This is a genomic window from Curtobacterium sp. L6-1, assembly GCF_018885305.1.
Lineage (GTDB): Bacteria > Actinomycetota > Actinomycetes > Actinomycetales > Microbacteriaceae > Curtobacterium > Curtobacterium aetherium.
The window spans coordinates 1357082-1371289 of record NZ_CP076544.1 but is presented as its reverse complement, the minus strand read 5'-3'; the positions used below and the strand labels follow the sequence as shown (position 1 = coordinate 1371289).

At 71.2% G+C, this 14208-nt stretch carries 12 protein-coding genes and 2 tRNA genes; 13 read left to right on the top strand and 1 reads right to left on the bottom strand.

Annotated features, from left to right (window positions below):
- Positions 1-157: 157 nt before the first annotated feature.
- The 8 genes from KM842_RS06340 to KM842_RS06305 all read left to right on the top strand — a co-directional run bounded on the left by KM842_RS06340 (position 158) and on the right by KM842_RS06305 (position 8571).
- On the top strand, positions 158-1777 hold the full coding sequence (locus tag KM842_RS06340) for an ABC transporter substrate-binding protein (RefSeq protein WP_216261618.1): 1620 nt from the start codon (positions 158-160) through the stop codon (positions 1775-1777).
- Between the two features lie 50 nt (positions 1778-1827).
- Positions 1828-2943 (top strand): ABC transporter permease, encoded by a 1116-nt coding sequence (locus KM842_RS06335; RefSeq protein WP_216261617.1) that lies wholly within the window; start codon positions 1828-1830, stop codon positions 2941-2943.
- A 2-nt stretch (positions 2944-2945) separates the two neighbouring features.
- Positions 2946-3944, top strand: coding sequence for an ABC transporter permease (locus KM842_RS06330; RefSeq protein WP_216261616.1), 999 nt, complete (start codon positions 2946-2948; stop codon positions 3942-3944).
- On the top strand, positions 3941-5647 hold the full coding sequence (locus KM842_RS06325) for an ABC transporter ATP-binding protein (protein WP_216261615.1): 1707 nt from the start codon (positions 3941-3943) through the stop codon (positions 5645-5647). The genes KM842_RS06330 and KM842_RS06325 overlap by 4 nt, the downstream gene beginning before the upstream one ends.
- A gap of 139 nt (positions 5648-5786) precedes the next feature.
- Positions 5787-6662, top strand: a complete 876-nt coding sequence (locus KM842_RS06320; protein ID WP_216261614.1) for an ATP-binding cassette domain-containing protein — start codon at positions 5787-5789, stop codon at positions 6660-6662.
- The gene (locus KM842_RS06315; RefSeq protein WP_216261613.1) at positions 6659-7672 is read left to right on the top strand and encodes a D-isomer specific 2-hydroxyacid dehydrogenase family protein; all 1014 of its coding nucleotides are present in this window, start codon (positions 6659-6661) and stop codon (positions 7670-7672) included. Before KM842_RS06320 ends, KM842_RS06315 begins: the two co-directional genes overlap by 4 nt.
- 112 nt (positions 7673-7784) lie before the next feature.
- Positions 7785-7857, top strand: a tRNA-Asn gene (locus tag KM842_RS06310).
- Between the two features lie 198 nt (positions 7858-8055).
- Positions 8056-8571: a hypothetical protein gene (locus tag KM842_RS06305; protein WP_216261612.1), complete on the top strand. Its 516-nt coding sequence runs from the start codon at positions 8056-8058 to the stop codon at positions 8569-8571.
- A gap of 187 nt (positions 8572-8758) precedes the next feature.
- Here the strand turns inward: KM842_RS06305 and def are convergent, their stop codons facing one another.
- Complete coding sequence (gene def, locus KM842_RS06300; RefSeq protein ID WP_216261611.1) at positions 8759-9334, bottom strand: peptide deformylase; 576 nt, start codon at positions 9332-9334, stop codon at positions 8759-8761.
- Between the two features lie 39 nt (positions 9335-9373).
- On the opposite strand from def, the gene KM842_RS06295 reads away from it, so the two are divergent.
- The 5 genes from KM842_RS06295 (at position 9374) to KM842_RS06275 (ending at position 13702) form a co-directional block, all read left to right on the top strand.
- On the top strand, positions 9374-10288 hold the full coding sequence (locus KM842_RS06295; protein ID WP_216261610.1) for a multidrug DMT transporter permease: 915 nt from the start codon (positions 9374-9376) through the stop codon (positions 10286-10288).
- Positions 10289-10549: 261 nt separating this feature from the next.
- Positions 10550-11782, top strand: coding sequence for a glycosyltransferase (locus tag KM842_RS06290; RefSeq protein WP_216261609.1), 1233 nt, complete (start codon positions 10550-10552; stop codon positions 11780-11782).
- Positions 11773-11847 (top strand) — tRNA-Ile (locus KM842_RS06285). The genes KM842_RS06290 and KM842_RS06285 overlap by 10 nt, the downstream gene beginning before the upstream one ends.
- Positions 11848-11908: 61 nt before the next feature.
- Positions 11909-12982 (top strand): AI-2E family transporter, encoded by a 1074-nt coding sequence (locus KM842_RS06280; protein WP_253206277.1) that lies wholly within the window; start codon positions 11909-11911, stop codon positions 12980-12982.
- Between the two features lie 186 nt (positions 12983-13168).
- Positions 13169-13702, top strand: coding sequence for a DUF3145 domain-containing protein (locus KM842_RS06275; protein ID WP_216261608.1), 534 nt, complete (start codon positions 13169-13171; stop codon positions 13700-13702).
- Positions 13703-14208 lie beyond the last annotated feature (506 nt).

Below are 14208 nucleotides of genomic sequence, written 5' to 3'. Positions count from 1 at the left end.
TGCGACGCGATCGTGCGTTACAGCGGTGTAAACAATCCGCTCCCGGAGCCGTCCGTTGTCTGGCAGGGTGTGACCATTGAACGTCCCTGCGACCGGTCACAGCCCGTTCCACCTCGGTCCCAGGACTCCTGCAACCACATCAGAGAGGCAATCGGACATGGCATCCGTTCCCACATGGGGCAAGCGCACCCTCGCGCTGGGCGCCGGCGCGGCAGTGACCGCGCTCGTGCTCACCGGCTGCGCAGGCGGCACCAGCGGCGGCTCCGGCGACCTGGACGGCCTGATCATCGGCACGACCGACAAGATCACGTCGCTGGACCCGGCCGGCTCGTACGACAACGGCTCGTTCGCCGTGCAGAACCAGGTCTTCCCGTTCCTCATGAACACCCCGACGGGCAGCCCGGACGTCGAGCCGGACATCGCCACGAAGGGCGAGTTCACGGACCCGACCACGTACGAGGTGACGCTCAAGAAGGGCCTCGAGTTCGCGAACGGCAACGCGCTGACCTCGAGCGACGTCAAGTTCTCGTTCGAGCGTGACCTGAAGATCAAGAACGACAACGGCCCGTGGTCGCTGCTCGCGAACCTCAAGAGCATCGACACCCCGGACGACACCACCGTCGTGTTCCACCTCGACCACGCCGACCAGACCTGGCCGCAGGTGCTCTCGAGCCCCGCCGGTCCGATCGTCGACGAGGACGTCTTCTCGGCCACCGAGCTCACCAGCGCCGACGACATCGTCAAGGGCAAGGCGTTCGCCGGCCAGTACACGATCACCTCCTACAAGGAGAACGACCTCATCGCCTACCAGGCGAACTCGAAGTACGACGGCGTCCTCGAGAAGGCGAAGACCAAGGACGTCACCGCCCAGTACTTCACCAAGGAGACCGACCTCAAGCTCGCGGTGCAGCAGGGCGACGTCGACGTGGCGTACCGCTCGCTGACCCCGACCGACATCTCGTCGCTCCGCAAGGACGACAAGCTGCAGGTCATCGACGGCCCCGGTGGTGAAATCCGCTACGTGGTCTTCAACTTCAAGACGCAGCCCTTCGGCACCGGCCAGGACGACGCCGACGAGGCCAAGGCCCTCGCCGTGCGCCAGGCCGTCGCGGACGTCGTCGACCGCGACGAGCTCGCCAAGGAGGTCTACAACGACACCTACACGCCGGTCTACTCGATGGTGCCGGACGGCCTGACGGGTGCCGCGACGCCGTTCAAGTCGCTCTACGGTGACGGCAACGGCGCCCCGGACGTCGACAAGGCGAAGAAGACCCTGGCCGACGCCGGTGTCTCGGGCAAGATCGAGCTCGACATCCAGTACTCGCCGGACCACTACGGCTCGGCCTCGGACGACGAGTACGCCACCCTGAAGACGCAGCTCGAGGACTCGGGCCTGTTCACCGTCAACATCCAGTCGACGGTCTACACGACCTACGCGGTCGAGCGCACCAAGGACGCCTACCCGCTGTACCAGCTCGGTTGGTTCCCGGACTTCTCGGACGCCGACAACTACCTCTCGCCGTTCTTCACGAAGGACAACTTCGTGCAGAACCACTACGACGACCCGACCATCCAGGGTCTGATCGCCGACGAGCAGGAGGAGTCGGACGCCGACAAGCGCGCCGAGATCATCGAGAAGGCCCAGCAGCGTGAGGCCGAGCAGATCTCGACCCTCCCGCTCCTGCAGGGCAAGTCGGTGGCCGTCGCCGGCAAGGACGTCAAGGGTGTCACCCTCGACGCCTCGTTCAAGTTCCGCTACGGGACCATCACCAAGTAACCAGACGGACGACCGGGGGTGCTCCCACCAGGGGCACCCCCGGTCGCGTCATGCGAAAGGCACCCACCCCCGTGACCCTCACGAACCCAGAGGCGATCGACACGGAGCCCACGAAGCCACAGGCACAGCGACGTGCCAGTGGCGGCGGCGGACTCGGTCGGTACGTCCTCGTCCGCTTCCTCCTCATCTTCCCGACGGTGTTCATCCTGGTGACGCTCGTCTTCTTCCTGATGCGCGTCGTCGGGAACCCGATTACCGCCTCGGTCGGCGGCCGGCTCACCCCGACGCAGCTGCAGGAACGCCTGCACGCCGCCGGGTACGACCGGCCGGTCATCGTGCAGTACCTCGAGTACCTCGGCCAGATCGTCCGCGGGGACTTCGGCACGACGTCGACCGACAACCGGCCCGTCACCGAGATCATCCTGCAGTACGGCGGCGCCACCGCTGAGCTCGTCTTCTACGCGCTCATCGTCGCCCTCGTGCTCGGCATCCCGCTCGGCATGCTCGCCGCCTACCTGCGCGACAAGTGGCCCGACGTGCTCCTCCGCGCGCTCGCGATCCTGACCTACGCGACCCCGGTGTTCTTCGGCGGTCTGCTCCTCAAGCTCGTGTTCTCCGTCTGGCTCGGCTGGCTGCCCCTCGGCGACCGCGCGTCGACCCGTGCGCAGCTCATCCTCGACCGCATCGAGAACCCCACCGGCATCTACCTCATCGACGCGATCCGGACCGGCAACGGGCAGATCATCAGCGACGTGCTCCAGCACGCCGTGCTCCCGGCGCTGACGCTCGGCCTGCTCACCGCGGGCATCTTCCTCCGCCTGGTCCGCGCGAACATGATCGGCTCGCTCGGCTCCGAGTACGTCGACGCGGCACGCTCCCGCGGCGTGCGCGAGTCCCGCCTGGTCCGGACGCACGCGTTCCGGCCGGCGCTGGTCCCGATCATCACCGTCATGGGGCTGCAGATCGCGATGCTGCTCGGCGGCTCGGTGCTCACCGAGACGACGTTCGGCTGGCGCGGCCTGGGCTTCGAGCTCAACCAGTACCTGTCCGCCCGTGACTTCGTCGCGGTGCAGGGCATCGTCGCGATGCTGGCGGTGATCGTCGCCGTCACGAACTTCGTCGTCGACGTCATCGCGGCGCTCATCGACCCGAGAGTGAGGTTCTGACGATGTCCGACATCACCCTCGTCGACCGCCACGAGCCACTGTGGAAGCGGTTGCCCGTCGTCGTCCAGCTCCGTCGCAGCACGGGCTGGCAGCGCGCCATGCTCATCGTGGGCGTGGTCATCTGCGCCCTGTTCCTGCTCGTCGCGGTGTTCGCCCCGCTCCTCGCCCCGTACGGCTTCGGCCAGCAGCAGGGCGCCGACGGCACGAACTTCCCCCGCACCGCGGCACCGAGCGCCGAGCACATCTGGGGCACGACCGTCGGTGGGCTCGACGTGTTCAGCCGCGTGCTCTTCGGGACCCGGACCGCCGTGCTCGTCGTCATCGTCGCGGTCATCGTGTCGATCACGATCGGCGTCCTGCTCGGCATGGTCTCCGGCTACGTCGGCGGCTGGCTCGACCGGATCCTCGTCGTGATCGCGGACGCGATCTACGCGTTCCCCTCGCTCCTGCTCGCGATCGTCGTCTCGATCGTCGTCTCCGGTGGTCGATCGACCTACTGGGGCGGCATCATCGCGGCGGCCATCTCGATCACGGTCGTCTACATCCCGCAGTACTTCCGCGTGGTCCGCGCCGAGGCCGTGCGGCTGAAGAACGACGCGTTCGTCGAGTCCGCGCGGGTCATCGGCACGAACCCGTGGCGCATCATGACCCGGCACGTGCTCCGGAACTCCACCCGGTCGCTGCCGCTCATCCTCACGCTCAACGCCAGCGATGCCGTCCTGACCCTGGCCGGCCTCGGCTTCCTCGGGTTCGGAATCGGCCCGACCCAGGGTGCGGAGTGGGGCTACGACCTGAGCCGCGCGCTGTCCGACGTCGCGAGCGGCGTCTGGTGGACGGGCGTCTTCCCGGGCGTCGCGATCGTGCTGCTCGTCCTCGGCGTGACGTTCATCGGCGAGAGCCTCAACGACATCTCCGACCCGCGTCTCCGTGCGCGTCGTCGGCTGAAGCAGCTGGTCTCCACGCGGCGCGCGGCGGCCACGACGGAAGGAGCGGGCTCATGAGCGGCGTCCCCTCGGGCCTCCAGTCCGGCACCGGCCGCACGGCGGCCGACCCGGTGGTCGTCGTCGACGACCTGACCGTCACCTTCGCGACCGACGGCGGCGCCGTCGACGCGGTGAAGGGCGTCAGCCTCGACGTCCGCCCGGGCGAGGTGCTCGCCCTGGTCGGCGAGTCCGGGTCCGGCAAGTCCGTGACGGCGCGGAGCATGCTCCGGCTCATGCCGGAGACCGCGACCCTCGGCGGCGCGGTGCTGCTCGACGGCACCGACGTCGTGTCGGTGGGCTCGCAGAAGCTCCGTGACCTGCGGGGCACGGCCGGCGCGATGGTCTTCCAGGAGCCGTCGACGGCCCTCAACCCGGTCTTCACGGTGGGGTGGCAGATCGCCGAGGGCCTCCGGGCGCACGGCGGCATGTCGAAGAAGGAGGCGCGCGCCAAGGCGATCGACTACCTCGGCCGCGTCGGCATCCCCGCCCCCGAGACCCGCGTCGACCACTACCCGCACCAGTTCTCCGGCGGGCAGAAGCAGCGCGTCGTCATCGCGAGCGCGCTGGCCCTCGAGCCGAGCGTCATCATCGCGGACGAGCCGACCACCGCGCTCGACGTCACCGTGCAGGCCGAGATCCTCGACCTGCTCCGCCGGTGCCGCGACGAGTTCGGTGCGGCGATCGTCGTCATCACGCACAACATGGGCGTCGTGGCCGACCTCGCCGACCGGGTCGCGGTGATGTACCAGGGCGAGATCGTCGAGGAAGCGCCGGTGCACCAGCTCTTCGCGGCGCCGCAGGCCGACTACACGAAGCGGCTGCTCGCCGCGGTGCCCCGACTCGAGGCGTCGACCGGTGACGCCCGACGCGCGGCCATCACACAGGACGTCGCGCCCGTCGTCGAGGCCCGCGGCCTCGAGATCGAGTACCCGGGACGCCTCGGCTCGCCCGCCTTCCGTGCGGTGAAGGGCGTCGACCTGGCGATCCGGCCGGGCGAGGTCCTCGGCCTGGTGGGGGAGTCCGGCTCCGGCAAGACCACCATCGGTCGCGCGATCGCCGGCCTGACGAAGATCACCGGCGGATCGCTGAACGTGCTCGGCACCGAGATGCTCGGCTACAAGGAGCGTGACTTCAAGCGGCTCCGGAAGGACATCGGGTTCGTCTTCCAGGACCCGGCGACCTCGTTCAACCCGCTGCTGACCATCGCCGAGTGCGTCGCTGAGCCGCTCGTCGTGCACGGGGTGGCCTCGTCGCCGCGAGCGGCCCGCAAGCAGGTGGACGAGCTCATGGAGGCCGTGCAGCTCCCCGCCGCCTACGGCGACCGCTACCCGCACGAGCTCTCCGGCGGGCAGCGGCAGCGTGCCTCGCTCGCCCGGTCGCTCGCGCTCCGGCCGAAGCTGCTCATCGCGGACGAGCCGACCAGTGCGCTCGACGTGTCGGTGCAGGCCCGCGTGCTGGAGCTCTTCCTCGAGCTGCAGCAGGACTTCGGCTTCGCGTCGCTGTTCATCAGCCACGACCTGGCCGTCGTCGGTGCGCTGTCCGACCGGATCGCGGTGCTGTACCGCGGCGACCTGGTCGAGACCGGCACCACCGCGCAGGTCCTCGGGGCGCCGCAGCACCCGTACACGCAGCGGCTGCTGGCCTCGCTGCCGGTGCCCGACCCGGAGGAGCAGGCCGAGCGACGGCGTACGCTGGAGCGACTGGAGCAGGCCGGGTCCTGACCCGACGGTCACGACCGTCGGCAGGCCCGACCAGCCAGGAGGCCCGGCCCCCGTCCGCGACGCACGTCGCGCGGACGAGGTGGCCGGGCCTCCTTCCAGGTGACCGCGGCAGGGCGCACGCGGCAGGAGAAGGGGTTCCATGACCGGGGAGAACGGTCCGGCCGTCGTCGCGGACGACGTCAGCATCGAGTACCGGGGCGGCGCCGTCAGCAGCCCCGTCCGCGCCGTCGACGGCGTGAGCCTGACGCTCGGCTGGGGGGAGATCCTCGCCGTGCTCGGTGAGTCCGGCTCCGGCAAGTCGACGTTCGCGGCCGCGATCGCCGGGCAGCTCGGCACCCACGGCGAGGGCGAGGGTGCGCACCGTCGCCGCATCGTCGGCGGCGAGCTCACCGTGCTCGGCCAACCGGTCCGTCGCATCCGACCGTCCTCGCGGCGGTACGCGCGGCTCACCGGCCAGATCGGGTACCTGCCGCAGGACGGGGCCGACCGCCTCCGACCCGACCTGCTCGTCGGCGAGGCCATCGCCGAACCCATCTACGCGCGCGACCGCCGGTTCGACCGCAAGGAGGCCGGGCTGATCGTCGCGCGCCTCGTCGACGCGGTGCACCTGCCCCTCGGCATCCTCCGGCTGAACACGTGGGAGCTCTCGAGCGGGCAGCGGCAGCGCGTCGCACTGGCCCGGGCGCTCGTCCTCGAGCCGCGCCTGCTCGTGGCCGACGAACCGGCGCGCGGCGTCGACGTGCTCGTCCGACAGTCCGTGCTCGAGGCCCTGGCCGGACTGCAGCGGCACCGGCAGTTCTCGGCCGTCGTCGTCTCCAGCGACCTGCGCGAGGCACGCGCCCTGGCGGACCGCGTCGCCGTGATGAGCGAGGGACGGCTCGTCGGCCTCGGGACGTTCGACGAGGTGCTCGACAACCCGGTCGACCCGTACGTCCGGACCCTCGCGGCGACGGCGTCGCGCCCGGTGAAGCGCAAGCCGGTGGCCGCCGGCCGAGGAGGAGTGCGACAAGCATGACCACGAACGACCAGCAGCAGCCCCGCGGACACCGAGCGGTCGTCACCGACGCGGGCCGACCCCTGCCCGTCGACGCCCCGGCTGCCGGCGCGGTGACGATCCTGCCGACGCCCACCGCCCTGCACGAGGACGCGGTCCGCTCGGCCGGGGGGACCCTCGCCCCGCTCGGCGAGGACACGCGTGGCATCGTCTGGCTCGACGCGAGCGACCCGGACGGCCTGCAGGAGGCGCTGCGGACGGCCCCGACGGTGAGCTGGGTGCAGCTGCCGTTCGCCGGCGTCGACGCGTTCGCCCACCTCATCGCCGAGCACGGGGACCGGGTGCTGTTCACCTCGGCGAAGGGCGCCTACGCCGAACCCGTCGCCGAGCACGCGCTCGCCCTCACCCTGGCGACCCTCCGCGTGCTGCAGAAGCGAGCTCGCACCACGACGTGGTCCCGCGAGCCGGAGGGCGTGTCGCTCTACGGGCGGCACATCGTCCTCATCGGTGCGGGCGGCATCGCCCTCGAGTACCTGCGGCTCGTCGCCCCGTTCGACGTCCGGGTGACCGTCGTGCGCCGGTCCGCCGAGGCCGTCACGGGAGCCGAGCGCACCGTCACGACCGACCGGCTCGACGAGGTCCTGGCGGACGCGGACGTCGTCGTCGTGGCCGCGGCCATGACCACGGGGACGTCGGGGCTGCTCGGCGCCCGTCAGTTCGCGATCATGCCCGACCACGCCCGGCTCGTGAACATCGCCCGCGGGGGGCTCGTCGACACGGGCGCGCTGCTCGAGGCGCTGCGCTCCGGGGCGATCGCCGCGGCGGGGCTCGACGTTACCGACCCCGAGCCGCTGCCGGACGGGCACCCGCTGTGGGACGAGCCGGGCGTGCTCGTCACGCCGCACCAGGCCGACACCCCCGAGATGGTCGCGCCGCTGCTGGCGGAGCGGGTGGGCGCGAACGTGCGGGCCTTCCTGCGCGGCAACGGCACCGGCTTCGTCGGGGTCGTCGACCCGGCGGCGGGGTACTGATTCACGCCTGCGGGGTGGTGCCCGAGGGCGGCACGCCCGGGATGCACGGCCGATGTCCGGCAGTCGTGCAGGGGTCTGCTACAGTTTCACCTGCTGTTCAAGCGGACAGTGATCCTCGATAGCTCAATTGGCAGAGCAGCCGGCTGTTAACCGGCAGGTTGTTGGTTCGAGTCCAACTCGGGGAGCGACAGGCCCTCACCCTTCGGGGTGGGGGCCTCTTGCGTTGTGGGGCAGCTCGGGTCGTGGGCCAGCTCGGGCCGGGCAGGCTCGCGTCGTGGGGCCCCGCGCCACGCGGTGCACGGCGACGCGCGTCGCTGCGGTTCGTGGGCTCCGTGGTGCGCTTCCACAGGCGGGGACCCGCCGGAAGCTGTTAACGTCCACAGGTGCCTCGTCGTCCCCGCCGCTCCGCGACCATCGTCGCCGCGCTGGCGTCCGCGGTGGCCCTGACCGTGCTCACCGGCTGCTCGTCCTTCGCGGACCCGGCCGACCGTGCCGAGGCGGACGAGCCCACAGGGGGCGCAGGCGTCTCCGAGTCGTCGGGGCCGTCCGGGTCGTCGCCCGTCGTCTTCACCTTCACCTGCTCGGTCGGCGACGGGTCCGCGACCGAGACGTACACGACCTCCGCCGCGGTGTGGGAGGACGGCCGCACCTCGTGCACGGCGGCGCCCATCACCGGCACGCAGCCGTCACGGCAGCAGCAGTCCGCCCTCGACGCCGCCGCCGGCGACGCGACCCTCGCGGAACTGGCGGAGGGGTGCGCCGTCAGCGGGACCGCACCGTGGACGACGCCGGTGCGGAGCCGGGAGCAGGCGAACGTCGCCGCCGGGCTCGAGCGGTACTGCCCGGGACACCCGGAGATCGACCGGCTCCGCGACGCGTTGACGGTCTACCGGCGCTGACCAGCGACTCGCGCTCGTCCGTACGCTGCGCACCCGCTGGCGCGCAGCAGCAGCCCTCCGGCGCGCAGCAGCAGCCCTCCGGCGCGCAGCAGCCACCCGGGGGGGGTGGGCGCTAGCCACCACGGGGTGGGTCGGCGCCAGCCACCACGGGATGGGCGGGCGCCAGCCACCACGGGATGGGCGGGCGTCAGCCCTCGGGGTGGTCGCGGCCCGGCAGCCAGGACTTGCCCGGTCCGCCCCAGCTGTTCTTCCGCACGGCCTTGAGCGCCTGCTTCGCGTAGGGGTGCACGAGCCGGTCGACGTAGAGCAACCCGTCCAGGTGGTCGTACTCGTGCTGGAAGACCCGGGCGAGCCAGCCGTGCGCCTCGATCTCGAACGGCTCGCCGTGCTCGTCCACCGCGCGGAGCAGGACGCCCTCGGAGCGACGGAGCGGGTAGCGCTCGCCCGGCACGGAGAGGCAGCCCTCGGACTCGTCGTCCTCGTCGAGCTCCTCGACGGACTCGGGCAGTGGGGGAGTGGCCCAGAGCACCGGGTTGACCGCGACACCTCGCCACAGGACGTCGTCGTCGTCCGTCCACGAGTAGACGAACAGGCGCTTGTCGACGCCGACCTGCGGACCCGCGAGGCCGACCCCGGGAGCGAGGTCCATCGTCTCGTACATGTCGGCGACGAGCGAGCGGAGGGCGTCGTCGAAGACGGTCACCTCGGTCGCGGGGGTGTGCAGGACGGGTTCACCGGTGATCCGGATCGGCAGGACGGGCATGTTCCCAGGGTATCCGCGCGGGTCGGATAGCCTCGACGCGTGACACCGGACCTGCCGATCCCCGACGCGGTGCAGAACCTGACCCCGTTCGCGGCGCTGATGATCCCCGTGGCCCTCATCGGCGCGGTGTTCCTCTCGCTCGGTGCGCAGTTCCAGAGCCGGGGGGTCCAGCGCGTCGAGGCCCGACTCGGACAGCAGTCGACCGGCCTGTCCGTGCGGCACGTCCTCGCCCTGCTCGGCAGCGGCAACTGGGTGCTCGGCACGCTCATGCTCGGCGCCGCGATCGTCCTGCAGCTGGTCAGCATCACCTACGCGCCGCTCATCGTCGTCCAGCCCCTCGGCGCCGTCGCCCTCGTCGTCACGACGTGGTTCTCGTCGCGGAGCAGCGGCGTCCCGCTCGGCGCCCAGGCCAGACGGGCGGTCTGGACGTGCATCGGCGGTGTCGGCCTCTTCGTCCTCATCGCCGCGCTGTACGGGCGCGAGAGCGCGATCGGCCGCGGACAGCTCATCACCGTCCTGGTCGTGCTCGCGGTCGTCCTGGCGCTCGTCGCGGTGTCGTTCCGGATCGTCGCGAAGCACCGGAACGCCCTGTACTACATCATCGGCGCCGGCGTGCTCTACGGGTTCGTCGCGACGCTCGCGAAGGTCACGCTCAACCGGATCGTGAACGGCACCTTCGACTGGGTGACGGTGTTCGCCATCGTCGGCGTCGTCGTCGCGTCGGCCGTCGGCGCGTACTTCGTGCAGAACGCCTACTCGAGCGGGTCCGCCGACCTGGTCATCGCGGGTCTCACCGTCGTCGACCCGATCGTCGCGGTCGGCATCGGCGTGGTCGTCCTCGACGAGGCTGCCGGGGCGCCCGTCGGCGCCGGCGTCGGCTTCCTCGTCGCCGGCGCGATCGCCGTGACCGGCGTCTTCCTGCTCGCGAAGCACCACCCCGACACGCGACGCTGACGACGGACGGGAGGCGCGCCTCCCGTCCGGCACGTCGCGAACGTCCGTCCACACGGGGAGGCGACCGGTGCGGCCCGGCGCCGCCGATCCTGCCGATCCCGCCGATCCCGCCGGTCATGCCGGGCCGTCCCACAGGATGACCGGGGTCCGCCGCGCGGCGGAGGCGGGCGGCCGGAGGGGTGCGGTAGCGTTCCGAACCGACCAGGCCGACGCGCGACGCGTGCGCGTGCCGGCCACCACGACGAGAGGACGACACCCGCCGTGTCAGCAGACGCCACGACCGAGACGACCGACACCACGGCCGCCACCGGAGGGCGACGGCCGCTGCGGGTGCTCATCGCCGCCGACACCTTCGCCCCCGACGTCAACGGAGCCGCGACCTTCACCGAGGAGCTCGCGGTCGGGCTCGCCGAGCGCGGGCACGAGGTCCACGTCATCGCACCGTCCTGGAACCGGACGCACCACGGGTCCTTCGACGAGGAGTACCGGGGCGTCACCCTCACGGTGCACCGCCTGGCCTCGTACCGCTGGCCGGCGCACGCCTGGTACCGGTTCGCGTGGCCGTGGACCGTCCGCAAGCACACCGCGCCCGTCATCGACGCGCTGCAGCCCGACGTGGTGCACATCCAGTCGCACATCGTCGTCGGTCGCGGCGTCGCCCGCGAGGCGCACGACCGTGGCATCCGGATCATCGGTACGAACCACTTCATGCCCGAGAACCTGCTCGAGTACACACCCTTCGGCAAGCGCACGACGCCCATTGCGCTCAAGGTCGCCTGGCGGGACGCGGCGAAGACCTACCGGCTCGCCGAGGCGATCACCACGCCGACCGAGCTCGCTGCCGACTACCTCCGCGACGCGATCGCCGGGCAGCCCGTGCTCGCGATCTCGTGCGGCGTCGACGCCTCCCGCTACACGGCGGCGAGCGGTCGTCCGACCGGCAACGAGATCGTCTTCGTCGGCCGGGTCGCGCCCGAGAAGAACCTCGACGTCGTCATCCGGGCGCTGCCGCTCCTACCGGCCTCGCTCGACGCCCGCTTCACGGTGGTCGGCGACGGCGACATGATCCCGAAGCTCACCGCGCTCGCCCAGGAACTCGGGGTCGAGGACCGGGTGCGCTTCCTCGGGTTCGTGTCCGACGAGGTCAAGCTGCGCACGCTCACCGAGGGCACCGTCTTCGTGATGCCGTCGACCGCCGAACTGCAGAGCATCTCCTCGCTCGAGGCGATGGCATCCGGTCTGCCCGTCGTCGCCGCCGACGCGATGGCGTTGCCGCACCTGATCGACGGCAACGGGGCACTGTTCACGCCCGGGAACGAGCACGATCTCGCGGCCAAGCTGACCACGGTGCTCACCGCCCCGGACGACGAGTACATGGCGATGCGGGAGCGCAGCCTGACGATGATCGAGGCACACGACATCAACCGCACGCTCTCCACGTTCGAGGCGTTGTATCGTGGGGAACCGGTGGCCGCTGGCCCCGAGGGGCGGTAGCCAAGCTGGTCAAGGCAGTCGGCTCATAACCGAACGATTCGCGGGTTCAAGTCCCGCCCGCCCTACGTGCACCTGCCGTCGAAGAAGCGCCCTCCCGAGCACCACAGCCCCGGGCCGACCCCGAACGTGACGTTCGAGGTCAGCCGAGCGGGCACCGGGGTGCGCGTCAACGCGTTCCGCCTCGGGTTCATGGGCGCGATCGGAGTGCTCGTCGCACTGCTCGCCGGTTCGCTCGTCCGCGAACTGAGCACGGTCCTCGTCTACATCGGCGTCGCCCTGTTCATCGCGCTGGGCCTCGACCCGCTCGTGAACCTGCTCGAGCGCTACATCCCGCGGTGGTCGGCCATCCTGATCGTCGTCGTGGCCGTGCTCGGGGCGTTCGTCGGTGTCGTGTTCGCGATCGTGCCGATCCTGGTCGAGCAGGCGACGAACCTGGTGCAGAACTTCCCGGAGATCGTCGGTGACATCTCCCGGCAGAGGTGGGTGCAGGACCTCTCGCGTCAGTTCGAGGGGTCGTTCGACGTCGACCACGCGCTCGAGTCGGTGCAGACCTTCGTCGAGAACCCGGGCAACCTGCTTTCGCTCGGGGGCGGGATCCTGGCGGTCGGCAGCGGCATCCTGTCCGGCCTGACCGGGGCGCTCATCGTCATCATCCTGATGCTGTACTTCCTCGCGTCGATGCGTGGGCTGAAGACCATGGCGTACCGGTTCGTGCCGGCGTCCCGTCGCGAGAACTTCGTCGAGGTCAGCGAACAGGTCACCTCCTCGGTCGGCCGGTACGTCGTCGGGCAGATCACCCAGGCCGGCATCAACGGCGTGCTCAGCATTATCTGGCTGCTCGTCATCGGCGCGCCGCTGCCCGTGCTGCTCGCGTCGTTCGCGTTCCTCGGGTCGCTCATCCCGCTCGTCGGCACGCTCGGCGCCGCGGTCCTGATCTCGCTGCTCTGCCTGTTCGCCTCGCCGGCGACCGCCCTCGCCGCGGCCGTCTACTACCTCGTGTACATGCAGGTCGAGGCGTACGTCATCTCGCCCCGCATCATGTCGCGTGCCGTGCAGGTGCCCGGTGCCCTCGTGGTGATCGCCGCAGTCGCGGGTGCGACGATCGGCGGAGTGCTCGGTGCGCTCGTGGCCGTGCCGGCAGCGGCATCGGTCATCATCATCGTGCAGAAGGTGATCTACCCGCGCCAGGAGCTCGCGTAGTCGACGGCGCGCCTGGGTGCCTGGAGGTCGGGGCCTCCGGCCTCTGGCTGCTGGTACTCCGCTCCGTGCGCGAGTCGCTGCGGGGTGCTTGCCGTTCCCAGTGCGCACTGGCATGATGGGCCTGTCCTGCGGGACATCACAATCGCATACCGATGACCCGGAACGGGTCCTCCGCTGTACAGGTCGATGGGGAAGTCGCACCTGACGATCGGAGGAATCGTGACTGGGACAACGTCAGGAGTGCTCTACGTGCACTCCTCACCACGCGCGCTCTGCCCGCACGTCGAATGGGCGGCAGGTCGCGCGATGAGTCGTGCCGTGAACTTCTCGTGGCTCGACCAGCCCGCGCTGGACGGATCGCGGCGCACCGAGTTCACGTGGTCCGGGCCCGTCGGCTCCGGGGCGGCGATCGCCTCCGCGCTGCGTGGGTGGGAGCACCTCCGCTTCGAGGTCACCGAGGACGCCACCGGCGAGTCCGATGGCGGCCGGTGGATGCACACGCCCGACCTCGGCGTCTTCTACGCGCAGACCGACGTCACGGGCAACATGGTCGTGCCCGAGGACCGCATCCGCTACGCCATGGAGCTCGCGGGCAGCAACGCGCTCGAACTGCACCGCGAACTGCGTCTCGCGCTCGGGCAGGCGTGGGACGACGAGCTCGAGCCCTTCCGTCAGGCGGCCGAGGGCAACCCGGTCGTCTGGCTCCACCGCGTGGGCTGACGCTCCCGACACTCCGATCCGCACGAAGCGCCGTCCTCCGGGGCGGCGCTTCGTCGTGCGTGCGGCGTGCGCGCGCGCGGGTGTGGGTCGGCGCACCCGGCGGGGTCGCCGCGCCCAGCGGGGCTCGCCGAGGTCGCACGTCCTGCCGGGCCCGGGCCTCCTGGGCCACAGTTCGTGTCACGTCGGCGGACGCGAGCGGCGGGTCGTGGGACCTATGCGCCTCCGATCCGGGCCGCACGCCCCGCGTGCCCGGGAGACGGAGCGCCCGGGATACGACGGCGAGGTCGCGCGTTCTGTCGGGTGCGGGCCTCCCGGGCGGCGGTTTCTGTGAGGTCGGCGGACGGGAGCGGCGGGTCGTGCGACCTCGGCGCCTCCGGTCCGACCCGAACGCCGCGGGCGCCCAGCCGCCGACGCGCCCGCGCTCGATCCGCGAGGTCGCACGTCCTGCCGCGGCCGGGCCCCCGGGCGGCGGTTTCTGTCACGTCTGCGGACGGGAGCGGCAAGTC